The 24,344-nt window shown below is 29.1% G+C and carries 23 protein-coding genes; 9 read left to right on the forward strand and 14 right to left on the reverse strand.

Annotated elements, in window-relative coordinates:
* Positions 1 to 20 precede the first annotated feature (20 nt).
* Complete coding sequence (locus ABXT48_RS06490; protein ID WP_415286215.1) at positions 21 to 905, reverse strand: dihydrodipicolinate synthase family protein; 885 nt, start codon at positions 903 to 905, stop codon at positions 21 to 23.
* A gap of 50 nt (positions 906 to 955) precedes the next feature.
* Between ABXT48_RS06490 and ABXT48_RS06495 the strand changes: the two genes are divergently transcribed.
* Positions 956 to 1,921, forward strand: a complete 966-nt coding sequence (locus ABXT48_RS06495) for a glycosyltransferase family 9 protein (RefSeq protein WP_415286217.1) — start codon at positions 956 to 958, stop codon at positions 1,919 to 1,921.
* Here the strand turns inward: ABXT48_RS06495 and ABXT48_RS06500 are convergent.
* Complete coding sequence (locus ABXT48_RS06500; RefSeq protein ID WP_415286219.1) at positions 1,918 to 2,424, reverse strand: J domain-containing protein; 507 nt, start codon at positions 2,422 to 2,424, stop codon at positions 1,918 to 1,920. The two genes, ABXT48_RS06495 and ABXT48_RS06500, sit on opposite strands and share 4 nt — an antisense overlap.
* Positions 2,425 to 2,441: 17 nt before the next feature.
* Here ABXT48_RS06500 and ABXT48_RS06505 point away from each other — a divergent pair, with 17 nt between their 5' ends.
* Positions 2,442 to 4,517: a S9 family peptidase gene (locus tag ABXT48_RS06505; protein WP_415302856.1), complete on the forward strand. Its 2,076-nt coding sequence runs from the start codon at positions 2,442 to 2,444 to the stop codon at positions 4,515 to 4,517.
* 10 nt (positions 4,518 to 4,527) lie between these two features.
* On the opposite strand, the gene ABXT48_RS06510 is transcribed toward ABXT48_RS06505, so the two are convergent.
* The gene (locus ABXT48_RS06510) at positions 4,528 to 4,833 is read right to left on the reverse strand and encodes a hypothetical protein (protein WP_415302858.1); all 306 of its coding nucleotides are present in this window, start codon (positions 4,831 to 4,833) and stop codon (positions 4,528 to 4,530) included.
* A gap of 131 nt (positions 4,834 to 4,964) precedes the next feature.
* Here ABXT48_RS06510 and ABXT48_RS06515 point away from each other — a divergent pair, with 131 nt between their 5' ends.
* Entirely contained in the window at positions 4,965 to 6,275 is a 1,311-nt protein-coding gene (locus ABXT48_RS06515) for an NCS2 family permease (RefSeq protein ID WP_415286224.1), read from the forward strand.
* Between the two features lie 33 nt (positions 6,276 to 6,308).
* On the opposite strand, the gene ABXT48_RS06520 is transcribed toward ABXT48_RS06515, so the two are convergent.
* Entirely contained in the window at positions 6,309 to 6,845 is a 537-nt protein-coding gene (locus tag ABXT48_RS06520) for a phosphoribosyltransferase (RefSeq protein ID WP_415302860.1), read from the reverse strand.
* Positions 6,846 to 6,873: 28 nt separating this feature from the next.
* On the opposite strand from ABXT48_RS06520, the gene ABXT48_RS06525 reads away from it, so the two are divergent.
* On the forward strand, positions 6,874 to 7,170 hold the full coding sequence (locus ABXT48_RS06525) for a DUF1330 domain-containing protein (protein WP_415286227.1): 297 nt from the start codon (positions 6,874 to 6,876) through the stop codon (positions 7,168 to 7,170).
* Here the strand turns inward: ABXT48_RS06525 and ABXT48_RS06530 are convergent.
* Together ABXT48_RS06530 and ABXT48_RS06535 are read right to left on the reverse strand one after the other, a co-directional pair.
* A complete protein-coding gene (locus ABXT48_RS06530) occupies positions 7,157 to 7,792 on the reverse strand; it encodes a DNA-3-methyladenine glycosylase family protein (RefSeq protein WP_415286229.1) in 636 nt (211 codons plus the stop codon). The genes ABXT48_RS06525 and ABXT48_RS06530 overlap by 14 nt on opposite strands.
* Entirely contained in the window at positions 7,785 to 8,669 is an 885-nt protein-coding gene (locus ABXT48_RS06535) for a DMT family transporter (RefSeq protein ID WP_415302861.1), read from the reverse strand. The genes ABXT48_RS06530 and ABXT48_RS06535 overlap by 8 nt, the downstream gene beginning before the upstream one ends.
* A 35-nt stretch (positions 8,670 to 8,704) precedes the next feature.
* Here ABXT48_RS06535 and msrA point away from each other — a divergent pair, with 35 nt between their 5' ends.
* Genes msrA through ABXT48_RS06555 form a run of 4 tightly spaced genes read left to right on the forward strand, consistent with a single transcriptional unit; the run spans position 8,705 to position 14,096 of the window.
* Entirely contained in the window at positions 8,705 to 9,148 is a 444-nt protein-coding gene (msrA, locus tag ABXT48_RS06540) for a peptide-methionine (S)-S-oxide reductase MsrA (protein WP_415286232.1), read from the forward strand.
* 1 nt (position 9,149) lies between these two features.
* The gene (locus ABXT48_RS06545; RefSeq protein ID WP_415286233.1) at positions 9,150 to 9,962 is read left to right on the forward strand and encodes a sulfurtransferase; all 813 of its coding nucleotides are present in this window, start codon (positions 9,150 to 9,152) and stop codon (positions 9,960 to 9,962) included.
* A gap of 3 nt (positions 9,963 to 9,965) precedes the next feature.
* Entirely contained in the window at positions 9,966 to 10,973 is a 1,008-nt protein-coding gene (locus ABXT48_RS06550) for an efflux RND transporter periplasmic adaptor subunit (protein WP_415286235.1), read from the forward strand.
* The gene (locus ABXT48_RS06555; protein WP_415286237.1) at positions 10,974 to 14,096 is read left to right on the forward strand and encodes an efflux RND transporter permease subunit; all 3,123 of its coding nucleotides are present in this window, start codon (positions 10,974 to 10,976) and stop codon (positions 14,094 to 14,096) included.
* On the opposite strand, the gene ABXT48_RS06560 is transcribed toward ABXT48_RS06555, so the two are convergent.
* The gene (locus ABXT48_RS06560) at positions 14,093 to 14,692 is read right to left on the reverse strand and encodes a lytic transglycosylase (protein ID WP_415286238.1); all 600 of its coding nucleotides are present in this window, start codon (positions 14,690 to 14,692) and stop codon (positions 14,093 to 14,095) included. The genes ABXT48_RS06555 and ABXT48_RS06560 overlap by 4 nt on opposite strands.
* 425 nt (positions 14,693 to 15,117) lie before the next feature.
* On the opposite strand from ABXT48_RS06560, the gene ABXT48_RS06565 reads away from it, so the two are divergent.
* The gene (locus ABXT48_RS06565; RefSeq protein ID WP_415286242.1) at positions 15,118 to 15,834 is read left to right on the forward strand and encodes a 2,3-bisphosphoglycerate-dependent phosphoglycerate mutase; all 717 of its coding nucleotides are present in this window, start codon (positions 15,118 to 15,120) and stop codon (positions 15,832 to 15,834) included.
* Here ABXT48_RS06565 and ABXT48_RS06570 read toward each other — a convergent pair.
* Genes ABXT48_RS06570 through polA form a run of 7 tightly spaced genes read right to left on the reverse strand, consistent with a single transcriptional unit; the run spans position 15,820 to position 24,320 of the window.
* Entirely contained in the window at positions 15,820 to 16,512 is a 693-nt protein-coding gene (locus ABXT48_RS06570) for a sugar phosphate nucleotidyltransferase (RefSeq protein ID WP_415286243.1), read from the reverse strand. The genes ABXT48_RS06565 and ABXT48_RS06570 overlap by 15 nt on opposite strands.
* Positions 16,509 to 17,474 carry an aminoglycoside phosphotransferase family protein gene (locus tag ABXT48_RS06575; RefSeq protein ID WP_415286245.1) on the reverse strand — a complete coding sequence of 322 codons (966 nt, stop codon included), beginning with the start codon at positions 17,472 to 17,474 and terminating at the stop codon, positions 16,509 to 16,511. Before ABXT48_RS06575 ends, ABXT48_RS06570 begins: the two co-directional genes overlap by 4 nt.
* Positions 17,475 to 17,936 carry a tRNA (adenosine(37)-N6)-threonylcarbamoyltransferase complex ATPase subunit type 1 TsaE gene (gene tsaE / locus ABXT48_RS06580; RefSeq protein WP_415286247.1) on the reverse strand — a complete coding sequence of 154 codons (462 nt, stop codon included), beginning with the start codon at positions 17,934 to 17,936 and terminating at the stop codon, positions 17,475 to 17,477.
* Complete coding sequence (gene ahcY, locus ABXT48_RS06585; RefSeq protein ID WP_415286249.1) at positions 17,920 to 19,206, reverse strand: adenosylhomocysteinase; 1,287 nt, start codon at positions 19,204 to 19,206, stop codon at positions 17,920 to 17,922. Before ahcY ends, tsaE begins: the two co-directional genes overlap by 17 nt.
* 43 nt (positions 19,207 to 19,249) lie before the next feature.
* The gene (locus ABXT48_RS06590; protein WP_415302863.1) at positions 19,250 to 20,803 is read right to left on the reverse strand and encodes a sensor histidine kinase; all 1,554 of its coding nucleotides are present in this window, start codon (positions 20,801 to 20,803) and stop codon (positions 19,250 to 19,252) included.
* Positions 20,788 to 21,495 (reverse strand): response regulator transcription factor, encoded by a 708-nt coding sequence (locus tag ABXT48_RS06595; protein WP_415286251.1) that lies wholly within the window; start codon positions 21,493 to 21,495, stop codon positions 20,788 to 20,790. The genes ABXT48_RS06590 and ABXT48_RS06595 overlap by 16 nt, the downstream gene beginning before the upstream one ends.
* 50 nt (positions 21,496 to 21,545) lie before the next feature.
* Positions 21,546 to 24,320, reverse strand: coding sequence for a DNA polymerase I (gene polA / locus ABXT48_RS06600; protein WP_415286252.1), 2,775 nt, complete (start codon positions 24,318 to 24,320; stop codon positions 21,546 to 21,548).
* Positions 24,321 to 24,344 lie beyond the last annotated feature (24 nt).

Raw genomic sequence — 24,344 nt, forward strand, 5'->3', positions numbered from 1 at the left:
GAAAATCTTATTAAATCTACTTAAGCTGTCTTTAGGGATTCTAATGTAAAATTAAGCTTACGAAGATCTTCTAGTAGTTGTTTTTTATCTTTTTCACTTAAAAGACTGACGGGTGGTATAACATTTTTGTAATTGTCATCTTGATCTGACATAAAAGAATGTAACCCTGATATTAAATTATATTGATCAAATGTACTTCTAACCTTGCACAGAATCTCATTTTCTTTTTGTTGTTTTTTTTCATTAAAATCATCATAGACTTTTCTAGACAAATTTGCTGTTACATTGCAAGTTGCCGTAATAATACCATCACATCCGAGTTCAAGACCCTTTAGGAGCTTTAACTCTGATCCTGGCATTACTGAGAAATTATCAATCTTTAAATTTTCATATAGGTTATACGAGCTGTCTTTAACACCAACTATTTGTTTTGGAAACTTCTTAACAAGCTCTTTAACACATTCAATACTAAACTTATAACCACATAACTTTTCAAAGTTGTATAAAATAATCTTACTTTCCGGCACAGCCTCAACCACTCTTGAATAAAACTCTATTACCTCTTTATCACCATACTTATAATAAGCAGGTGGCATTATTAGAAAATCACTAAAATTTAAAGAGCTTGCAACCTTCATTAAATTTATAGTTTCATTTAAAGAATTAAGCCCAGTTCCAATTAAATATTTTTCTCTATATTTGCTTTTTGATAATTCATTTAATAGAGCAATTTTTTCACTTATGGATATAAGTTGTGCTTGTCCTGTGCTTCCAAAGATAGCAACACCATGACAGCCTATATCTATTATTTTTTCAGCATGGTTAACTGTCTTTTCAATGTTTAGACTTAAATTGCTATTAAATACTGACATTGATGCCGCGTAAATACCTTTAATTTTACTCATATGCTAAACTTATATAAAATAAAAATTTAGTAAAGATGATAAAGTATTAAATGAAAATTTTAGTAGTACAAAATAAAATGGGGATTGGAGATATGATAATCTATCTTCCATTTATAGATGCTATTTCTAAAAAGTTTAATACACCCATAAGTATTCTAGTTAAACAAAGTTCAAAAACAGAACAATTCTTAAAAGATAATAAAAATATTGAAAAGATAATTATTCTTGAGCAAGGAAGTAAGCTCAAGGAAGCAAAACATAAGGGTTTTAGTGGATTTATAAACTTAGCGAAAGAGCTTAAAGAGCATAATTTTGATAAAATCTTTATTTTTAACTCATCGCTTAGATTTTATTTAGTTGCGAAATTTGCTGGTATTAAAAACATTCATCAATACCCATTATTCACAAAAAAAAACCAACATATAGTTAATGCTGCAAAAAAATTTATAAAACAAAACTTAAATTTAACTATAGAAAGTGATCCAAAAATTTTTATCAACGATAAGTCTGTACAAAATATAAGATCAAAATTTAAAATTAACAATGATCAAAAAAATATCATACTTGGTATAGGTGGGTCAGGTCCAACTAAAAGAGTTCCTGCTAAAACATTTATAAAACTTATGCATCTAATCTCTAACGTTTATAAATGTAGATTTTTCCTAGCTACTGGTAAAGATAAAGAAGAACAAGAAATTTTAAAAGAAATACTTGATACAAAATTTAAGGACAAATGTATTCCCTTAGATAAATTAAGTATAAGCGAAACCCTACCAATAATTAAAAATTGTGATGCTTCTATTTGCAATGACTCAAGTTTTAGTCATCTATCATCAGGGCTTGGTATTAAAACAATTGTTTTAATGGCAGACACACCACTAATATATGGAAATTACAGTCCGAGAATGTATCCAATTATCCCAGATGGAGAAAATACCGTAACACACAATACGTCAGGTAAGGATAAAATTAATCCTGATAAAATTTTTATTCTGTTAAAAAAAATTCTTAACTAAGAAATATCTTTTAATACAATCTCTTTAGCTTCATTTACAATCATCGATAACCTTGTGGTCTCTGGTGAGATATCTGGATGTATCTTTTTCTGAATTTTTATATATGCATTTTTAACATCATCTTTAGTAATATTTTTTTTTATATCTAAATTTAAAATTTTGTAGGCTTCCTCTATAGATATTTTAGAAGAATTTTTGATATTTTGATTTTGGTTAAATGAAAATCTTCCAGAGTTTCTAAGTGTTTGTATAAGTCTAAATAACCCAATTAATTGAAATATTGAAAACCCTTTTAACTTAACTAAAGCTAGACTAAGCAACGTAAGTGGTATGCTTAATAAAAACTTACCTGCAACCACAAGTAATATTGCTAAAATTATTAAACCTAAAAAAATTAATTTTCTTAAGTGTTTTGATATTTTTTTTGATGAAGTGTTGGCTACTAATTTAAGTAAAAAGTAAATAATTCCTAAAAAAACTAGTGTATAAATGATAATATTCATATATTTAATTTGTATCCATGAAAATACCACAACTTAAAAAAAAATCAGAAATAAAAACGTGTCATAATATTAGCTGGGAAGATGATTATAGCTGGATACATCAAGATGACATCCTGGAAGTTTTGAAGGATAGTAAAAAATTAAACCCTGAAGTCAGAAAATATCTTGAAGAAGAAAACTCATATACTGATTTTCACTTATCAGACACCCAGACCATTCAAAAAAAATTATTTGATGAAATCAAAGGAAGAATAAAATTAGATGACGAATCCTTGCCCTTTAAAGATTTTGATTATGAGTATTGGTCAAAAACAACTACTAAAGGAAATTATTCTATAAAATTAAGGAAAAAAATTGGAACTAATAATATTGAAGAAATTTGGAATGGTGATGAAGAAAAAGAAAAACTAAAAGTAGAATACTTTGGTGTTGGCGATTTAGAGGTTAGTTTTAATGATAAATATTTAGGATACTCTTTAGATACAAAAGGTTCTGAGTATTACACAATATATATTAGAGACATAGAAACGAAAAAATTAGTAACTGATAAGATAGAGGAGACATCGGGTGGCATAACTTTTAGTTTAGATGATCAATATATTTTTTATTCAAAACTTGATGAAAATCATAGACCGAGAAAAATTTATAGACACAAATTAGGAACTAAAGTTAATGAAGATCAATTAATTTTTGAAGAAAAAAGTGAAGCTTTTACGGTTGGAATTGGTTTAAGCTCAGATGATAAATACTTCTTTATCAGCTCTTCAGACCATAATACTTCTGAACAATATTACTTTGATGTTAATGAAAAAGATCCTAAACCTAAATTAATAAAAAAAAGACAAAGAGGAATTCTTTATTCTGTTAATTCTTGGGATGGTAAATTTTATAATCATACTAATGAAAATGCTGAAGATTTTAAAATAGACATTAGTGATAACTTGGAAAAACCAGACTGGAAAACCTTTATTGCTGCAAAAATTGAAGTTCTAATTGGAGGGTTAACATTTTTAAAAAATTGGATCATAAGATCTGAAACTTCAGATGCTTTAGATAAATTATTTGTAAAAAATATCACAACTGGAATAGAAGAAGAGCTAATTTTTTCTGATGAAACTGTATATGTTCCTGGTGCCTCTTTAATGCAAAGAGATAAAGATACAGACGAGATTTACATAAGTTATTCTTCACCAAAGACGCAGTCTAGAGTTTATTCTTATAACTTAAGCACAAAAGAAAAAAAATTAGTTAAAGAACAAGAGATCCCCTCTGGTCATAATCCTGATGACTACATTGTTGAAAGGGTTGATTGTAAATCACACGACGGAAGACTGGTTCCTCTTACAATTACAAGACATAAAAATACTAAAATGGATGGAAGTGCTCAATTGCTACTTTATGGTTATGGCTCATACGGAAGCTCTATGAACCCTAGCTTTTCTACTACTAGATTAAGTTTAATTAATAGAGATATCATCTGGGTTACGGCCCATATTAGAGGAGGTATGGAAAGAGGTATGAAGTGGTGGAAAGAAGGAAAACTGCTTAATAAAAAAAATACTTTTGAAGATTATATTGCTTCTGCAAAATACTTAATTGAAAATAAATATACTTCAAAAAATAAGATAATAGGCATGGGTGGCTCTGCGGGTGGTCTTCTTATGGGCGCTGTAGTTAATCAAGCCCCTGAATTATTTCTAGGAATTATAATGGCTGTACCATTCGTAGATTCTTTGACAACAAATTTAGATCACTCCTTACCTTTAACCGTTGGGGAATTTGATGAGTTTGGAAATGCAAAAGATAAAAAAGATCACTTTGATTATATTTATTCTTATGCTCCCTATAACAATATAAAAAAAATGGATTATCCCCATATGCTGATTACAACAAGCTTAAGTGACAACAGAGTATTATTTGATGAGCCAGCAAAATTTACCGCCAAACTTAGAGAATATAAAACTGATAATAGTTTATTACTTTTAAAAACTGAAATGAACGCAGGTCATGGTGGTAAGTCTGGTAGAGATGGGGCTATAGAAGAAATTGCACTTGATTATGCATTTGCTTTAAAAATTTCTGAAAAAATTTAGTCTTTAGTTTTTAGAAACAACCGTTTGAAACAAAACTAATCACCATAGAATTAGAATCTACTTCAAATCTTCTTTCACAAAGTATTCCATATTTTTTGGTATTGTAAACAAGCTCTAAATTGCCTATATCATTTTTAAAATCTTCATCTGGCTTACCTAATTCCATTTGTAAATTGCTTGAAGTTTTTCCAATGTATTCACTTAACTTAGCATTTTCTTTTTCAACAATTGCATCTGTTTTATCTTTGATTGTTTGACAGCCAGCAACTAAAAATAAAAAAAATAAGCTTATTAAAATAAATTTAAATTTTTTCATGGGTCAATGATAACACCCAAAATATGGCATAAATATAAACTTATAAGTTGAAATATGTTGATAAACTTAGATTTTTAAGAGTATTTTCATGATTAATCTAATATTAGTAGATCTTAATCTTAGGAGGATCAATGTTAGAAAAATATTTCGACTATAAAAAACACAAGACTGATTTTAAAACAGAAGTAATAGCTGGTGTAACAACATTTTTGACAATGGCTTACATTATGTTTTTAAATCCATTTATACTATCAGGTGAATTTGCTGGACCAGAAAAAGGGTTCTTTGAATTTGGAGCAGTATACACAGCAACAATTGTTGCAACAGCACTTGCTTGTTTCATAATGGCATTTTATGGAAAAACATGGCCAATAGGTTTGGCGCCAGGCATGGGAATTAATGCATTCGTTGCATTCGGTGTTTGTGCTGGAATGGGCTACACACCTCAAGAAGCTTTAGGAGCTGTACTAGTTGCTGGTGTTTTATTCTTAATCATTTCATTAACACCTATCAGAGCATGGTTAATTAATTCAATTCCAAAAAGTTTAAAATTAGGAATTGGTGCGGGAATAGGACTATTCTTAGCAATAATTGGACTTCAAATCATGGAAGTTGTTGTTGATAATCCAGTAACATTAGTTCAACTAGGTGACATGAGCGATCCACTTGTTCTACTGGGTTGTGCTGCATTTATTTTAATGGTTGTCCTTGAAAAAATGAAAGTTAAAGGGAATATCATTATTGGTATTTTGTTATTCAGTATTATTGCATGGGCTACTGGACTTGCTAAATTTAATGGAATTGCAAGCTCACCACCTCCAATGACTTATCTATTTGATTTTGACTTATCAGCAGCATTAACAGCTGGTATGACAACTGTAGTGTTTACTTTATTGTTTGTTGATTTCTTTGATACCGCAGGAACATTAACTTCTGTAGCAAACGTTGCTGGCAAGGTTGGTAAAGATGGTAAAGTTAAAGATATCGAAAAAGCAATGATGGCTGACAGTGTTGGAACTGTAGCTGGCGCAATGATGGGAACAACGACTGTAACAAGTTATGTTGAATCTGGTGCTGGTGTAAAAGCTGGTGGAAAAACAGGAATGACCTCTTTAGTAATTGGTCTCCTATTTTTAGCTTGTATATTCTTTGCTCCTTTAGCAACGAGTTTACCTAAGCAAATTGATGGTGCAGCTTTAGTATTTGTTTCTGTTCTTTTTGTTAGAAACATAACCGATATTGAATGGGATGATATTGGTGAAGCAGCTCCTGCTATTCTTGCTATGATTGCTATGCCGTTAACATACAGTATTAGTAACGGTATTGCTTTAGCATTTGTATCATACGCATTAATCAGATTATTTACTGGTAAGTTTTCTTCAACTTCACCAGCAATATGGGTTATTGCAATCTTAAGTGTTGTCAGTTTTGCAGTTGCTTAAAATATAATTTTTAGGGCTGGAATTATTCCAGCCCTATTTATTTCTCTTAATTATTTCTTCCATAGACATTTCTTCATAATGTTCAGTAGGTTGAACAATCCATGGGTCTGAATCTAGTTTTACTGGACAAAAATCTGGCTCAAATGTGGATGATTTTTTTTTCCATAAACATGCAGTTTTAACTTCATTTATATAATTTTTAGTTGGCTCATAATTTTTTAACCACTCAATACTTTTATTTAAAGTTAATCCAGTATCAGATAAATCATCTACTAATAAAACTTTATCAAAATCTTTATTCTCAGCTAAAGAACTAATTTCTCGAGCAAACATCAATTGACCTTGTTTGTCTTCCATTCCTTTTCCTGAGTAACTTTGAATAACTATGTAGGCTATAGGCAATTTTAGAACTCTAGAAAGAATATCTAATATTGGAGCTGCTCCCCTCATAATACCCACTAATACTGTTGGCTTGTAATTGTTGTGAATTTCTATTGCTAGTTTTTCTACAATTTTTGTATACTGATCAAAAGTGATAATTAATTTCTCTGCCATAAAATTCATTATCATATAAAAAATTATTTAAAAAGGAGAAATAATGAAAGCCTACTGGATCGCTTTATACAAAAAAATAGATAGCCAAGAAAATTTAAAAAATTATGGTTCAAAAGTTACTGCAATAATAAAAAGTTATGGAGGAAAGCCTCTTGTGAGAGGTGGAAAATTTGAAACTTTAGAAGGTGAAACTTACCCAAGAACTGTAATCTGGGAATTTCCAAGTCATGAACAGGCAATGAAATGCCACGATTCTAAAGAATATCAAGATGGGTGGGCTATAGCGAAAGATACTACTGAACGAAACTTACAAATTATCGAAGGTTTTAGTACTGAATAGGTTCTGGATCTATACTTCTCCACAGATACCAAGTTGCAACTGAACAATACGGACTAAATCTTTTGTTTAATAATTTTACATAAGATTCAGGTGGTAAATATTTTTTTTTATAATTTTTTGAAATTCCTCTTAAAAGACCAATATCTTGTATGGGCCAAATATCTGAACGATTATAAGTAAACAATAAGATCATTTCAGCTGACCATCTACCAATTTGTCTTAACTGAGATAAATAGATAATAGCTTCTTCATCTGACATTTTAGGAATTAACCTAGGGTTAAATGATTTATCTAATATTTGTTTCGCTAGACTTTTTATTCCTTTAACTTTTTGTTTAGTTAATCCACAACTTTTTATCTGAGCAGTGGATAGTGTAGAAACAGTTTTAGCATTTATTTTATTCTTACATTTTTTTTGAAATTTTGAAAATATAGAATTGGCAGCAGCAACACTGATTTGTTGTCCTATGATACTCTTGCATAATGAAAAAAATATATCTTTTCTAGAAGTAAGCACAGCTTCTGAAGGAGATTTGTATCTTCTAATTAATAAAGACATCACTTTATCTTTATTGGATAAATATTTTTTTGCAGTATTCCAGTATTTTGGTTTTTTATTCATGTCTAGTAGTAGATGGTATTTTTTGTTTATGATAAATTTCTCTTCTAAAGATTATAAGAGACGAAAGAACTACGAGTGATGCACCAATTAGTGTTTTTATAGTTGGTATCTCACTCCAAATAAAATAACCAAAAAATATAGCAAACACCAAAGCTAAATATTTTAAGGGTGCCACTAAAGATACTTCAGAAAGTTTATATGATTGAGTTAAAAATAAATTTGCAGAGCCTCCTGTTACTCCAATTAAAGCTAAAAGAATAAAATCTTGAAAGTTTGGCATTTTCCACCCCATTGGAATTGTGGCCAAGCCAGCAATTGAAATAGTAATTGTAAAAAAAATTGAGATAAGCCAAATAGGTTCTGTTGTAGATAGTTTTCTAATCGTAATGGTTACAAAAGCCATTCCAATACAAAATATAAGAGGAAGAAAATAAAGGTAATTCATACCCTTGAAGCCTGGCTCAGCAATTATAATAACACCTATAAATCCAATTATTACTGCAAGCCACCTAAAAACACCTACCTTCTCACTTAGTAAAAAAATTGATAACACGGTAATAAATAGTGGTGCTGCATATGATAGGCTAACAACGACTGCTAAAGGAAGCTCTCTTAACGCAACAACTATTGCTATTAAAGCCATTAAACCCATAAGACATCTAAATAAATGCTCTTTTGACCTTTCGGTTGTGTAAAAAGTTCTTAATTTATTTTTTGGTATCAAAAAATAAGTAGGTAGCAGTCCAAAAAAGCCTCTAAAAAATAAAACTTCTCCAGTTGGGTAGTCACTTGACCATTTTACAAGCAAATCCATAACTGAAAAGGTGCATACAGATAGAAACATGTACAAAAAACCTAATTGATTTTTAGTTAGCATAAGAATAATTTGTAAATTAAATTAAAGGATAATCAATGGAAATAGCAGTATTAGGATTAGGATGTTTTTGGGGACCAGAAATTAAGTTTAGTAAACTTGAGGGAGTTATTAAAACTGAAGTTGGTTATTGTGGGGGTGACAGCAAAGAAGTCACCTACAAAGAAGTATGCACTGGTAATACAAATCATGCAGAAGTTGTTAAATTAGATTTTGATCCTAAAATCATATCTTATGAAAAAATTTTAGAATTCTTCTTTGAAATTCATGATCCTACAACTTTAAATTCACAAGGACCAGATTTTGGTACACAATATAGAAGTGAAATATTTTACTTAAGCGACAGACAAAAAGAAATTGCTGAAAATGTTTTAAAAAAAATAAATTCAAGTTTATCTGGACAAGTTGTAACAAAATCTTCTTTATTAAAAAATTACTGCCCTGCTGAAGAATACCATCAGAGATATTTAGAAAAAAGATAATATGTCTTTAGTTAATACAAGTTGGTTAGAAGAAAATTTAGATAAAGTAAAAATTATTGATTGTTCATGGCACATGCCTCAGACAGAACGTGATGGTTTTGATGAATACAAAAATAAACATATTGAAAATGCAATTTTTTTTGATTTAGACAAAAACTCTAAAAAAGATACTGACCTACCTCATATGCTGCCAGATGCTAAGTCATGGGAAGGTATTGTTTCTAGTATGGGAATTAAAAATGATGAACGGATAGTCATCTATGATAATTCAGATGTAATCAGTTCATGTAGATGTTGGTATAATTTTATCTATTTTGGTCACAATTCAGAATTAGTTCATGTATTGGATGGTGGTTTAAAAAAATGGATTGGAGAAGACAAACAAACTACTAGTGAAATAATTTCAGCAACTCCCTCTAGCTACACTGTGCATGAAAAAAAAGAATTGGTAAAAAATATAAACCAAATTAACAAAAATGTTTTAGAAAATGAATTTAATGTTATTGATGCAAGAAGTTTAGAAAGATTTAAAGGTAGCGTTCCTGAACCAAGAAAAGGATTGAGAAGTGGCTCTATCAAAAACTCTTTTTGTCTAACTTTTTCTGAGCTTATAAATCAAGATCATACATTTATTAGCAGAGAAAAAATTCATGAAAAGTTTAAATCAACTGGATATGAAATAGGTAAAAACATTGTATTTACTTGTGGTTCTGGAGTTACCGCTTCAGTTTTGGCTCTTGCTTATTCCTTAATAGATAATAAATATATGCCTACTATTTACGACGGATCATGGAGTGAATATGGAAAGTATTAAAATATGAAAAGATCTACAAAAATCGGAACTGCAATCCTTACCTTCTTTTTAATTATTGCAATAGTAATTGTTGGAAGAACAATGATAGGAAATCATTTTAAAAAAAAATTTAGTAAAAGACCCCCTCCAGGAATAATAGTAACAGAAGTTGTTGCAAAAGATTTCTCCCAAAAAGTTTCAACTTATGGAACGGCAACCCCATTTAGAACTAAATCATATAAAATTGAGAAATATGAAATAGTTAGCCCAATAGAATTTAATAAAAAATTAAAAAAAGGTGATTTAATAACAAAATTAAAGACTAGGAATCTGATAGCTGCCTTTGATGGAATAGTAACTAAAAGAGATTTCTCAAATGATATTAAAGTTTCAGAAAGTTCTCTTTTAATACAGCTAGAAGATACTTCAATAATTTATGTAGATGTCGATATCCCAGAGATTTACTCAAGTTTCATTAAAGAGAATTTGAATGTTGATGTTAAATTTTCTGGTAATAATGATAAAATTTATTCTGGAATTATAGATTCTACATCAGGAAGAATTGATATTGAAAAAAGATCTTTAGCTACAAGAATAAAGTTAAATAATGATAATTTTGATATTTTACCAGGATCTCTTTTAGAGATTACAATTAAATACAATGAAAAGAATTCACTAAGTATACCTGACACTAGTTTAATGATGGAGGGTGATAAAACATACGTTTATAAAGTTTCAGAAAAAAATATTACTAACAAAACTGAAGTTGTGATTGGAATAAGAGATAGTGGATTTATTGAAATAATTTCAGGGTTATCACAAGGAAATAATATTGTTGCTGAAGGTCTAAAAAAAGTAAGACCAAGACTTGAGATAAAACCAATTAAAAAAGGTGCAAAAAAAGTGAAATCCAATTGGAAAAAAAAAGCTGAACCTAAAAAAAATGAAACTAAAAAGAGCAAATTTGATTGGTTAAAAAAATTAAATATATTTAATAAGTCAGAAAAAAAGACACTAAAAATAAATAATTAAATGTATATAACAGATGTAAGTATAAGAAGACCTGTAGTTGCTTGGGTGATGTCTCTTATATTAATTGTTTTTGGAATATTTGTTTTTTCACAATTACCTGTAAGGGAATTACCTGAAGGCCTACAACCTCCTGTGGTTCAAATTAAAGTGGACTACAAATCTGCTTCAGCTCCTATAATTGACCAAGAGGTAACTCAAGTAATTGAAAAAGTGATTGGTGGAATAGAGGGAGTAAAAAATATTAATTCAACATCAGAAAATGGAAGTAGTTCAATTAGTGTTGAATTTAATACTGATATTAATCTAGATAATGCCGCCAACGATATAAGAGAAAGAGTAGCAAGAATTGTTGGTAGGTTACCTGATGAAGCTGATGCCCCTCAAATACTTAAACAATCAGCAGGATTTTCAACTACTATGTGGCTTTCAGTAACTTCTACAACCTGGAGTGATTTAGAACTTGGAGATTATGTTGAGAGATATTTAGTAGATCAATTTTCAAGTGTTAAAAATGTAGGAACTATTATAACTGGTGGTTTAAGAGATCTAAGTGTTAGAGTTTGGATAGATCCAATTAAACTTGCAGCAAATAATTTAACCATTCAAGAGGTTGAACAAGCTTTGAGAAAAGAAAATGTGAGCCTGCCAGCAGGCACATTAGAAGCTACTAATATTGATTTAATACTAAATTTAGATAAATCATATGACGATATTGAAAAATTAAAAACCCTACCCATAAAAAAAAACCAAAACAGAGTTATAAGACTTCAAGATATTGCCAATATTGAGTTTGGTCCAGTTTCAGAAAAAAATCTATTCAAGGCACAAAGAAAAGGTGCTTTAGATTTGACTACAGTTGGGATTGGTATTTATGCAAAAAGTGGTGCTTCAACAGTAGAACTTTCTAAAGAAATAAGTAAAAAAATAGATGAAGTTAAGAAAACATTACCAGGGGATCTAAATATAGAAGTAGCTTTTAACAGAGCAACCTATGTGGGTACTGCTATTGAAGAGGTTTATAAGACATTAATAATTGCCTTTATACTTGTAGTAATAATTATTTATTTATTTTTAGGAAATATAAAAGCTGTAATTGTTCCAGCCGTTGCTTTGCCTGTAAGTTTAATAGCATCCTTCTTAGGACTTTATTTATTTGGTTTATCAATAAATATTTTTGTCTTGTTAAGTTTTATTCTGGCAATTGGAATAATTACTGACGACTCAGTCATAATGACAGATGCTATCTATAGAAGAATTGAAAATGGAGAAAGCCCTTTAGTTGCGGCATACAAAGGATCAAAACAAATCAGTTTTGCAATCATTGCAACTACATTAATTTTAGTAGCTGTATTTCTTCCTTTAATTTTTATAGATGGTATTGCAGGAACATTATTCAGAGAGACTGCTATAGCGCTGTCATTTTCAGTTGTGGTATCTTCTTTTGTGGCTCTTACTTTGTCACCCATGTTAGCAAGTAAGTTTTTAAAGAAAGAACCTAAGCAAAATCTTATAGTTACTAAATTTGATAAATTTTTTAAATCGTTATCAAAATTTTATGAAGAAACATTGGAGTATTGGCTAAATAAGAAAAAAATTATAATTTTATTTATTGTCTTCACTATTATTGTCTCTGGTGTTTTATTTCATTTTACAAAAAAAGAATTATTACCTATGGAAGATCGAGGCGTATATCTTGTTCTTGGATTTACAGATGAAGGTAGTTCTTTTGAATATACTGAAAAAAGAGCAGAAGATGTTGAAAAAAGATTAATCCCTCTTCTTCAGGCTGAGGGTAGTCCATATAAAAGGTTTATAATGAGAGTGCCAGGCTTTGGTGGCAACAAAAATTCTTTTAACAGCTTTATAATAATTGCATTATTGGATGAATGGGCTGAAAGAGATAAAAGTTCACTAACAATAATGAGGGAGGCAATTGGAAAAATTGTGACTGTGCCAGAAACTGTCGCTTTTCCAATATCACCTCAATCTATTAGAGTTTCTAGCTACAATAAACCAGTTCAAATGGTTATATTGGGCAGTACTTACGAAGAGTTAGAAGAAATACAATCCAAAGTTATTAGAAAATTAAGACAGAATAAAAATTTATCAAGACTAGAATCAGATTACTCAAGAGATAAACCTGAAATAAAACTACAAATAAATAAAAATAAGGCTAAGGACCTTGGTGTATCCACTGAATCAATCGGTAAAACACTGGAAACTCTTTATGGTGGAAAAACAGTAACGAACTTTAATAGGCTCGGTAAAGAATACCCAATTATACTTCAACAATACTTAGCTGATAGACGATCTCAAGAAGGACTTTCTAAAATATTTGTTAGATCGGAAAGCACTGGTAAACTTATTTCTTTAGCCAATTTAGTCGAGTTCAGTGAAAAAGGATCTGCAAAAAAATTAACAAGATATAATAGACAGAGGGCTGTAACAATATCTGCAAATATATCTGAATCTTATACACTTACTGAAGCAATTACATATTTAGAGGAAACAATGGAAGAAATTGGCTCTTCTAATCAAATTGCATGGAAAGGTAAATCAGAAGAAATAAAAGAAACTAGCAATGAACTATTTATTATTTTTGGATTAGCATTTCTAACTGCCTACCTGGTAATGGCTGCAACTTTTAATTCATTTATTCATCCATTTATTATTATGTTAACTGTTCCACTGGCTTTGTTTGGAGGTTTGGTCTTTATACTATTCTTGAATAGTTCTATTAATATCTTCTCACAAATAGCGCTTGTAATTCTGATCGGAATATCGACTAAAAATAGTATTCTAATTGTTGATTATGCCAATCAGTTAAGAACAGCTGGAAAAAATATAGAATCCTCAGTTAAGGAAGCTTGTCAATTAAGATTTAGACCCATAATGATGACGTCAATAAGCACAATGATTGCAATGATGCCTTTAGTTATTGGAAACATTGGACCAGGTGCAGGTGAAGCTTCAAGATTGGCTGTGGGCGCTACTATTCTAGGTGGAATGATTATATCAACATTCTTTACATTGTATGTAACTCCAACCATGTACTTGGTGTTAGCAAAGAATACAAAACGAATAGATGCTGTTGATATTGAGCTAAAGAAACAACTTCGTTAAAAAATAATATATTTATTTTTATTTAATCTTTTCTGACAATCTTGTAATTGTGACTTGTATTTATTAGATTGTTTTTCTACTTTTTTAGCTAAGCCTATAACTTTCTGATTATTCTTATAATTTTTATAACCACCCCACCCTTCATGATATGCAAGATATTGCCTAAAAGCATCTTTCTTAGAAATTTTTAAAAGAGACTCAGTTTTATTGGTATACCAACCAATAAAATCCACACTATCTTTAAACCTTGTTCTTGTTGCTAATTTATTTCCAGTTTCATTTTTATATTGTTCCCAAGTTCCATTTACTGCTTGTGAATATCCAAATGAACTAGATGGTCTCTTAAATGGTATAATCTTAAATAATTTTTGTCTTGGTGGCTTAGCTAACCAATCAAAGTCTGATTCCATCTTAATTATAGCTAGCTGAATATAAATTGGAGTTCCCCATTTTTGTTCAGTTTTTTTTGCATGTTTATACCAAAGGTATCTTTCATTAAAAATTGAACAACTATTTGAGGTGTTTTGAGGTATTGAGGAACAACCAGTAATTAAAATAATTAATAAAATTAAAGAATAATTTCTAAACTTAGACATACCTAATTACAATCTTATAGATAAGTATTACCAATATTACACCCACAATATTTCCAAATAAATCACTTATCTCAAATCCACGATTTGGAATGATAATGTGAAATAGTTCTAAAAAAATTGATAATAGAAATAGATAAAAAATTAAAAAATTAATCTTTTTAGTGTTATGAAAGGAAAATACTCCTAAGCCTGAAAGTAGAACAAAAGCATAAACATGATTTGACGAAATTATAAAATCTCTAGTAATTCGAGGCTGTATATAACAATCATTGTATAAAAAGCAGCCAAGAATACTACCTGGAAACAAATATAAAATTATCAATATAATATTTAAAGAGTAAAACCCTATTTTAAAAAAATTTTTTAATTTATTCATAATAATCTTATTTATTTTATTTATTTTATCAGTTATCAGAATATATCAAATGGCTCATTTAATTTTAGTAAGACATGGTCAAAGTGAATGGAATCTTGAAAAAAGATTTACAGGTTGGGTTGATGTTGACCTCACTGGACAAGGGAAACTAGAAGCATGTAAAGCTGGTGAATATATTAAGGAAATTAAAATTGATATTAATCATTTTTATTCGTCATTTCAGTTAAGAGCTATTAACACACTAAAATTTATCCAAGACACATTAAGAGATACAAGAGAACCAATTAGAGCCTGGCAATTAAATGAAAGACATTATGGAGCTTTAACAGGCCTAAATAAAGATGAAATGAAAGAAAAACTTGGTGAAGATAAAATCCATACTTTTAGGAGATCTTGGGATATTAAGCCAGATCCCTTAAGCAAAAATAATCCATATCATCCATTAAATATAGAAGTTTATAAAAGTATTCCAAAAGAAAATATTCCTGACACCGAATCTCTTAAGGATACCTATGAAAGAGTAATGAAATTTTATATTGATGAAATTCAAGAGAAACTAAAGAATGATGAAAATATTTTAATTTCAGCTCATGGGAATTCTATAAGGGCACTGTGCAAATTTTTATTCAAATTAGATAATCAAAAAATATCATTACTTGAAATACCGACAGGTAATCCACTTTTGATAAGTTTAGATGCAAAACAAAACATTAAAGAATGCTCTTACCTAGATCAAGATAGGGCTAAGGACTTATTGGTTTTTTAATAATTGTTTATAGATATTTAGGTCCGTTAAATGTCTAAAGTCTTCTAAACTCTCAAAACCGTATAACTCGCCTTTATTAATTAATTTATTCCAAATATTTGAAATTGAAAAATTGCCTCCCTCATATGAGTTAAATAAACTCTTATTCAGGATTTGGCATCCAGTATAAATTAAACGATTAAGTTCATCTTTTTTTATTATATTTTTTTTAAGATTAAAATCACCTTTCAAATTTTTATCAAAACTCAAGTTTTCATTAGCTAATAAAAGTATATTTTTAGCTTTGTTTAAAAAATAAAACTTTTCCATATCTTTAATATATTTCTTATAATTTTCATTCCATACGGTATCTGGATTAAATGTAATAAAATCTGTTTCATTGGATGAATTTATCATATTCAAAATTCCGCCACCTGTAGCTAAAATATTTGAGCCATCATTAACTATCTTAATTTCTAAATTAAATTTCTTATCTTTAAAGAATTGTTCAATTTTTTCACTTAGGTAAAATGTGTTAATTAAAATTTTATTAATTCCCAAAGAGTGTATTAAGTTAATACAGTTTTCTAATAAAGTTATTTCATTTATCTTTAGTAGAGGCTTAGGAGTTGTCAGTGTTATTGGATTTAAGCGCTTACCGTATCCAGCACATAAAATTAATGCAGTTTTAATCTTCATTTCTGATTTCTTACTTTTTTCGAAAAATTAAGATCTAGTAAGCTTTTGAGCTCAGAAAATTTCATATTATTAGAAATTCTTAATTCAATTAATTTCCAAGCATAAGGAATTAATTTTAAATATTGCTTTTTCTTATCTCTCATGGCCAATCTTGTGAATATTCCAATGATTTTCATATTTCTTAGAATGGATAATATTTCAAAATCTCTTAATAACGTAGCCTCGTTAACTCTTTTTTTATTTAGTTTTAGATAATAACGATAAATTTTATCTTTAAATATTTTATCTGTTTTAAATCTAACATCATCGATTAGGGAGGCTAAATCATAAGCCTTGTTTCCAATTAAAGCATCCTGCGAATCGATAACTCCCATTTTATTTTTAAACTTCATTAAATTTGATACATGAAAGTCCCTATGAACAAAAACTTTTTCTTTCGATTGAAGGTGCATCAGTAAAAACTTAATTTGTTTTTTTATATCAATTTTAAATTTGGTTAATTTATTTTTTTTTACAAATTTTTTTGCATACCATTCAAAGAATAAATTTGCCTCATTGACTAATTTAACATTGTTGTAAATTGGAATTTTATAAATTTTACCTTTAAAGTTTTTAGATCGATTTTGCTTAATTTTTTGAATCACACTAAGTAAATCAATAGATTTTTTGTAGAGAATTTCTTGTTGGTTTTTATTTTTTTTTAATAGACTAAAAACTGAATCGTCTCCAAAATCTTCAATTTCTATATAATTTTTTTTATAATTCTCACTATAAAGCTTGGGTGCTAAAACTTTATTTTTAATTAGAAGCCTATTTATTGCATCATATATTAACAAATTTTTTTCTTTTTCCTTAGAAGCAAAAACTACGATTGATTTTTTGTTTGATGATGACTTTCTATAAAAAGATCTAAATGATGCATCACCTTTAATTTTTTTTAATTTATTAGCAGTTTGCAGCATTTATTTTTTATTTTCAACTCCCTTAATTGTTAAATATCTTTTATTTAAATCATCATTATATTCAAAAAATAAATCAATTTTGTTATTAATAGTTTTTTTTATTTTCTCAGGCCATTCAATTAATGTCACAATTTCTTCTCTATTTTCAAATAAACCAATATTTTTTATTTCGCTATAATCATTTAACCTGTACAAATCATAATGCTGTATTATAAAATTTCCAACATCATATTCATTTACCAAGCTAAATGTTGGGCTAATAACTTCGGTTAAATTTATTTTGTTTAATTGTTGAAGATTATTAATTAGGTGTCTTATAAATGTTGTTTTTCCTACACCTATTTCTCCATGAAAATAGGCTACATCTCCTTTATGCAGTGTTCTTGAAAAAATTTTAGCTAGCTCAGATGTTTTATCTTCTAAGGAGATGTCTATTTTTTCGCTATTAGTAGCGATAAGCATCTGGCTTGAATGGACCTTCTGTTTCAACACTTATATAGTCAGCTTGGTCTTTTGATAGTTTTGTAAGTTTAGCACCCACTTTTTTTAAGTGAAGCATTGCTACTTTTTCATCTAATGATTTTGGTAACACATAAACTTTATTTTCATAATTTTTATGATTATCCCAAAGCTCAATTTGTGCCATTACTTGGTTTGTAAATGATGCGCTCATTACAAAACTTGGATGTCCTGTCGCACAACCTAAATTTACCAATCTACCTTTGGCTAAAAGAATAATTCTCTTTCCATCAACCAATTCTATCTCATCAACTTCAGGCTTAACTTCTGTCCATTTATAATTTTTTAAAGCTTCTACTTGAATTTCGTTATCAAAGTGACCAATATTACATAGTATCGCTCTATCTTTCATATTTCTCATATGATCTGCTGTAACAATGTCTATATTGCCTGTAGCGGTGACAACAATATCTGCTTTACTTATTGCTTCATCCATTAAAACTACCTCATAGCCTTCCATTGCTGCTTGGAGTGCACAAATTGGATCTGCTTCTGTAACCATAACTCTTGCACCACTTTGTCTTAAAGATGCAGCACTACCTTTTCCAACATCACCAAAGCCTGCAACAATTGCAACTTTACCAGACATCATAACATCTGTGGCTCTTCTAATTCCATCTACTAAACTTTCTCTACAACCATACAGGTTATCAAATTTTGATTTTGTAACTGAATCGTTAACATTAATTGCTGGAATCATTAATAATCCATCTTTTTCCATTTTATTTAATGCTTTAATTCCAGTTGTTGTTTCTTCTGAAACACCTTTCACTTCTTTTAATAAATCTTTGTAATCGCTATGCATCATTGCGGTTAGATCGCCACCATCATCTAATAGCATATTTGCTTTCCAGTCTTTTTTACCTTCTATTGTTTGTCTTATACACCATACAGCTTCCTCTTCCGTTTCACCTTTCCAAGCAAAAACTGGTATTCCTGCTTTAGCTATTGCTGCAGCAGCATGATCCTGCGTTGAAAAAATATTACAAGAAGACCATCTAACTTCTGCTCCAAGCTCTACTAAAGTTTCGATTAAAACTGCTGTTTGAATTGTCATATGAAGACATCCTAATATTCTTGCTCCTTTTAAGGGTGCTTTTCCTAAATATTCTTCTCTTAATGCCATTAGGCCAGGCATTTCACTTTCGGCTATTGAAATTTCTTTTCTTCCAAAGTCTGCTAGCGATATGTCTTTAACTTTAAAATCATCCATTGCTCAGTTTTATATAATAAAAATTTAATTAATCAACTTATGATTAGACTTTAGGGAAGACAATCTCAACATTTGCTCCTTCTTGCGTTACATTGTTTGAGGCATTAATAGTTGCACTATGGAGGTCAACAAGGTTTTTTACTATATTTAGACCTAAACCAGAATGTTCACCAAAAGTATCTGGTCTATTGCTATAGAATCTATTAAATATTTTTTTTGTATCTGTCTCCTTAAACCCTTTACCTTCATCAATAACTTTTAAAATAATTTTATCTTCATCTCCTTTGTAAATTTCAACTAAGATTTCTTTATTATCCTCACTAAATGAAATTGAATTATCTAGTAAATTTGCAATAATTTGTTCAATTCTATTTTCTATTCCATTGATAAAATATTCTTCTTGATCATCTTGATCATTTAACATTATTTTAATCCCTCTTTTTGCTTCATAAATATTATTAAAATCATCTACTACAGACCTTGCAATTAACTTGAGGTTAATTTTTTTCATTTTTTCTTTACTTAATGCAACCTCGTCTTTTAATATTTGTGAATAATCAGTGATCAATCTTTCAATTCTTTGGACATCGTGATTCAGAATATTAATTAATTTACTTCTTTGAGATTGATCATCAGTCTCGTTCAATATTTCTGAAGCACTTTTTAATGACGTTAAAGGGTTTCTTATCTCATGAACAAGGTCAGTTGAAAAATTTTCTGCATGTGAAATTCTTTTTTGAAGTTCACTTGTCATATCATCTAACGAATTTGACAAAGTTCCTAACTCATCATTTCTACTTTTAAGTTCATTAATATTTGTTTTTTTTTTACTCTTTTCTTTTATAATTTTTGTATACGCTACTAAGTTCTTTATAGGCTTAAGAAAATATCTATTTAAAACAAAAGAAAATATAAATATTACTATAATTATAAATATTGCCGTTCTTAGAATAAATGTTTTTCTTTCATCAATAGCAGATTTGACATCATTGGCATTTTCAGTAATTACTAGGTATCCAATATTAACTCCATTCAATGTTATGCTTTTAACTGTTGTTAATAAAAACTGATCATAGCCTTCCTGAGTAAAGGTAAAAGGTTTTCCATAATCTTTTGACCACGAATAATTAGTAAGAACATCTTTAAGTGAAACAGTTTTTTCTTTATTTAAATTTTTTGTTTCTACAGTTTTTTTGCTTTCTTCTTTATCTAAAATTTCTAACTCTACTATATCTAACCTGCTAGAAAAAGATCTTGGATCTAAATCTAGTGTATCAGTATCACCTACTAAATTAAATTGATTATCAAATAAGATAACCCTGTCTAGATTTTGAAATAAAAATCTTGTTGAAAATAAAAATCTTCTAATATCCTCTTCTTCAAATCTTATATTTAATCTTAGAATATGCTCAATTGTATTGTTAATTATCTGAATATGCTTAGATGTTTTGTTTTTTATTAAATTAGGTTTTGCATTGCTAATGTAAAGAGCTGCTAAAAACCCTATAATTAAAAAAATAACTAAGTTAATAAATAAAAATTTTTTTAATATAGATAAACTTTTTAGAAAATTGCTGAACATTAGCCAACGTTCCATCTGTATCCACTGCCATATCTCGTTTCTATAGCTGTAAAATCAGGGTCAACTTTTTTAAATTTTTTTCTAATTCTTTTAACGTGACTATCAATAGTTCTATCCTCAATATCCGTATCTTCTCGATAAGCAATATCCATAAGCTGAGCTCTTTCTTTTATTATTCCTGGTCTCTTTGCTAATTCTTTAACTATTAAAAATTCTGTAGTGGTAAGTTTATCTGGTAATTGCTGGCTATCCCATTCACATTCAAGTTGTGAAGGGTCAAGTTTTAGCTTCCCATGTGAAATAATATTTTTTGTGTCTTCAAGATTATTGTTAATATCTTTTTTTCTAAGTTGAACCCTTATTCTTTCTATCAAAACTTTAATGGAAAAACCTCCTGACTTTTTTATAAAATCATCAGCACCCAACTTTAAGCCTAACAGTTCGTCTATCTCATCATCTTTTGAAGTTAAAAAAATTACAGGTAAGGAAGTTTTTTTTCTTAACTTTTTTAAAAGTTCTTCGCCATCCATTTTTGGCATCTTTATATCTATAACAGCAAGATCTGGTGGATTTCTAGTTAACCCAATTAAAGCACTTTCTCCATCAATGTACGTTTGAACTTTAAAGCCCTCTTTTTCAAGAGCTATACTTATACTTGTGAGTATATTTCTATCGTCATCAATAAGAGCTATTGTTTGTATTTGCATAATGTACTTTAAAAATACTAAATTGTTCTAATTTAGGCAATGGAGATAAATTAATGAAGTATTCCCCAATTGTCCCCTGTATTCACATCTACCGTCAATGGTGTTGAAAAAGTGTGTAAATCACTTTCTGTAACACTTGTCATTTCATCCTTAATTATTTCAGTTATATTTTTAACTTCTTTTACCGGGACCTCAAAAATTAGTTCATCATGAATTTGTAATAATATTTTTGATTTATTATTTTTGATGCTTTCAAATTTTTTGTTAAGTCTAATCATTGCAAGTCGCATGATTTCAGATGCTGACCCTTGAATGGGAGCATTGATAGCTGCTCTTTCTTGAAAATTTCTTACATTGAAATTTTTATCATTAATTCCATTAAAATGAGATCTTCGACCAAAAATATTATTTACATAGCCACTTTTTCTACAAAACTTAATTGTATTATCCATATAAATTTTTATTTCAGGAAATTTTAAAAAATAAGCATTTAAAAATTCATCTGCTTCATGATTTGAAACGTTGATTTGTTTTGCGAGCCCATATTGTGAAATACCATAAATTATTCCAAAATTAATAGCCTTGGCCTTCCTTCTCATGTCTTGGTCTACTTTTTTAATATCAACATTAAATACTTGGCTTGCTGTAAGAGAATGAATGTCTTCATCGTTACTAAACGCTTTTTTCAGCTCTTTGACTTCTGCCAAGTCAGCTAAAATTCTCATTTCAATTTGATTATAATCTGCAGATATTAATGTGAAGCCCTTTTCTGCTATAAAAGCTTTTCTTATATCCTTACCATCCTCTGATTTAATAGGAATATTTTGTAGATTTGGATCACTGGAAGCTAGCCTTCCTGTTGTTGTTGCTGCCAATAAAAATGAGGTATGAACTCGTTTAGTGGTTGGATTAATATGTTCAGGTAAAGCATCTGAATAAGTATTTTTAAGTTTAGATACCTGTCTCCAGTCAAGAATTAATTTAGGAAATTCATGTCCTTTAAATGCTAAGTCTTCTAACACACTTGCGTTTGTGGCAAAACTTCCTTTTCTAGTTTTTTTAAGTACGGCAATCTTTAAATCATTGTAAATAATTTCACCTAATTGTTTTGGTGAGGCAATATTAAATTCTTTTTTTGAAATTTTAAAAACCTCTTTTTCTAGTTTACTGATTTTTTTCTCAAATTTTTCAGACAACACCTTTAAAAATTTATTATCAATTTTTATTCCTTCAATTTCCATAAATGCTAATATTTTAATTAAAGGTTTTTCAAAGATCTCATAAATGTTAGTTAATTTTTCTAATTTTAAATTTTTACTAAATATTTTGTATAATCTATAAGTAATATCAGCATCTTCAGCAGCATACTCCATTGCCTTATCTAACTCTACATCACTAAAATTTATTTCTTTCTTGCCTGTGCCAACAATTTCTTTAAATGAAATTGTTTTATGCTGTAGATGAATCTCAGACAAAGTATCCATGTTATGTCTATTTTTTCCAGCATCCAATACATAAGACATCAACATTGTATCTTCCATTGAATTCATATTAATCCCCTGTTTAAACAAAACAATAAAATCAAACTTAATATTTTGGCCAATCTTTTTTACGCTCTTGTCTTCCAAAAGTGGTTTTAGTTTTTTAATTACACCTTCTTTTTTTAAACATCCTTTAAATTTATGACCAATTGGAATGTAACAAGCCTTACCAATTTTTGTGCTTAATGAAATTCCCACTAAATCAGCTTGATGTGCGTCTAGTGAGCTAGTTTCGGTATCAATTGCTAGTTCTCCAGCTTCTTCTGCTTCGTTAATCCACTCATCTATTTCTTTTTCATTTGTAATTAAATGATAGTTTTTTTTATTTACGTTTTGCTGTTTTTTTTCAGGTTTTCTCTCACTTGCAATTTCTCCTAGCTCAGGTTCTCCATATGCAGAAATGACAGAGCTAAGAAGTCTATTAAACTCCATTTCTCTTAAGAATTTATATAGCCTATCTTTATCAATCTCCTTTAGATGAAATTCTTCTATCTTTCTTTCAACTGGAGCATCCTTCATTAGTGTTACTAATTTTTTACTAATTATCGCTTTATCTTTGTTTTCTATAAGTGTTTCTCTTCGTTTATTTTGTTTTATTTCTTGAGCGTTATCTAATAATTTTTCTAAAGTTCCATACTTGTTAATCAGTTCTGCTGCAGTCTTAACGCCTATACCTGGAACTCCTGGAACATTATCGCTACTGTCTCCAGCTAAGGACTGAACATCTATAACTTTTTCTGGACCCACTCCAAATTTAGTTATTATATCTTCAGATGTTATAAATTTATTTTTCATTGGATCGAATATACGAACGTCTTTTCTATACAATTGCATTAAGTCTTTATCTGAGGAGACTATTGTAACCTTCGCACCCTTTGCTAAAATTTGCTCTGCATAGGTAGCTATTAAATCATCTGCTTCATAATTTGGAAGATCTACAGATGGTAAATTAAAAGCAACTACAGACTTTCTTATATATTCAAACTGTGGTGCTAAATCATCTGGTGCTTCTGATCTATTAGCTTTGTAGTCTGAATAGATTTCATTTCTAAAAGTTTTTCTTGCTGCATCAAATATTACTGCAAAGTGCGTAGGTTTTTGAAGATTTTCATTTGATTTTGAATCCTCTAATAGTTTAAATAACATACTACAAAATCCACTAACTGCACCAACAGGTAAACCATCACTTTTTCTAGTTAGAGGTGGTAATGCGTAATAAGCTCTAAAAATATAACCCGAACCATCTATTAAATAAAAATGGTCTGTTTTTTTAATTTTATCCATTAAATAATATTATCTTAATAATTT

It is taken from the genome of Candidatus Pelagibacter sp. Uisw_101, assembly GCF_047727615.1.
Taxonomy (GTDB): domain Bacteria; phylum Pseudomonadota; class Alphaproteobacteria; order Pelagibacterales; family Pelagibacteraceae; genus Pelagibacter.

What these genes read in the sequence shown, in the direction of transcription:
- ABXT48_RS06490 (WP_415286215.1), bottom strand. Translation starts at nt 905, where the DNA reads ATGAGTAAAATTAAAGGTATTTACGCGGCATCAATGTCAGTATTTAAT.
- ABXT48_RS06495 (WP_415286217.1), top strand. Translation starts at nt 956, where the DNA reads ATGAAAATTTTAGTAGTACAAAATAAAATGGGGATTGGAGATATGATA.
- ABXT48_RS06500 (WP_415286219.1), bottom strand. Translation starts at nt 2,424, where the DNA reads ATGAATATTATCATTTATACACTAGTTTTTTTAGGAATTATTTACTTT.
- ABXT48_RS06505 (WP_415302856.1), top strand. Translation starts at nt 2,442, where the DNA reads ATGAAAATACCACAACTTAAAAAAAAATCAGAAATAAAAACGTGTCAT.
- ABXT48_RS06510 (WP_415302858.1), bottom strand. Translation starts at nt 4,833, where the DNA reads ATGAAAAAATTTAAATTTATTTTAATAAGCTTATTTTTTTTATTTTTA.
- ABXT48_RS06515 (WP_415286224.1), top strand. Translation starts at nt 4,965, where the DNA reads ATGTTAGAAAAATATTTCGACTATAAAAAACACAAGACTGATTTTAAA.
- ABXT48_RS06520 (WP_415302860.1), bottom strand. Translation starts at nt 6,845, where the DNA reads ATGATAATGAATTTTATGGCAGAGAAATTAATTATCACTTTTGATCAG.
- ABXT48_RS06525 (WP_415286227.1), top strand. Translation starts at nt 6,874, where the DNA reads ATGAAAGCCTACTGGATCGCTTTATACAAAAAAATAGATAGCCAAGAA.
- ABXT48_RS06530 (WP_415286229.1), bottom strand. Translation starts at nt 7,792, where the DNA reads ATGAATAAAAAACCAAAATACTGGAATACTGCAAAAAAATATTTATCC.
- ABXT48_RS06535 (WP_415302861.1), bottom strand. Translation starts at nt 8,669, where the DNA reads ATGCTAACTAAAAATCAATTAGGTTTTTTGTACATGTTTCTATCTGTA.
- msrA (WP_415286232.1), top strand. Translation starts at nt 8,705, where the DNA reads ATGGAAATAGCAGTATTAGGATTAGGATGTTTTTGGGGACCAGAAATT.
- ABXT48_RS06545 (WP_415286233.1), top strand. Translation starts at nt 9,150, where the DNA reads ATGTCTTTAGTTAATACAAGTTGGTTAGAAGAAAATTTAGATAAAGTA.
- ABXT48_RS06550 (WP_415286235.1), top strand. Translation starts at nt 9,966, where the DNA reads ATGAAAAGATCTACAAAAATCGGAACTGCAATCCTTACCTTCTTTTTA.
- ABXT48_RS06555 (WP_415286237.1), top strand. Translation starts at nt 10,974, where the DNA reads ATGTATATAACAGATGTAAGTATAAGAAGACCTGTAGTTGCTTGGGTG.
- ABXT48_RS06560 (WP_415286238.1), bottom strand. Translation starts at nt 14,692, where the DNA reads ATGTCTAAGTTTAGAAATTATTCTTTAATTTTATTAATTATTTTAATT.
- ABXT48_RS06565 (WP_415286242.1), top strand. Translation starts at nt 15,118, where the DNA reads ATGGCTCATTTAATTTTAGTAAGACATGGTCAAAGTGAATGGAATCTT.
- ABXT48_RS06570 (WP_415286243.1), bottom strand. Translation starts at nt 16,512, where the DNA reads ATGAAGATTAAAACTGCATTAATTTTATGTGCTGGATACGGTAAGCGC.
- ABXT48_RS06575 (WP_415286245.1), bottom strand. Translation starts at nt 17,474, where the DNA reads ATGCTGCAAACTGCTAATAAATTAAAAAAAATTAAAGGTGATGCATCA.
- tsaE (WP_415286247.1), bottom strand. Translation starts at nt 17,936, where the DNA reads ATGCTTATCGCTACTAATAGCGAAAAAATAGACATCTCCTTAGAAGAT.
- ahcY (WP_415286249.1), bottom strand. Translation starts at nt 19,206, where the DNA reads ATGGATGATTTTAAAGTTAAAGACATATCGCTAGCAGACTTTGGAAGA.
- ABXT48_RS06590 (WP_415302863.1), bottom strand. Translation starts at nt 20,803, where the DNA reads ATGGAACGTTGGCTAATGTTCAGCAATTTTCTAAAAAGTTTATCTATA.
- ABXT48_RS06595 (WP_415286251.1), bottom strand. Translation starts at nt 21,495, where the DNA reads ATGCAAATACAAACAATAGCTCTTATTGATGACGATAGAAATATACTC.
- polA (WP_415286252.1), bottom strand. Translation starts at nt 24,320, where the DNA reads ATGGATAAAATTAAAAAAACAGACCATTTTTATTTAATAGATGGTTCG.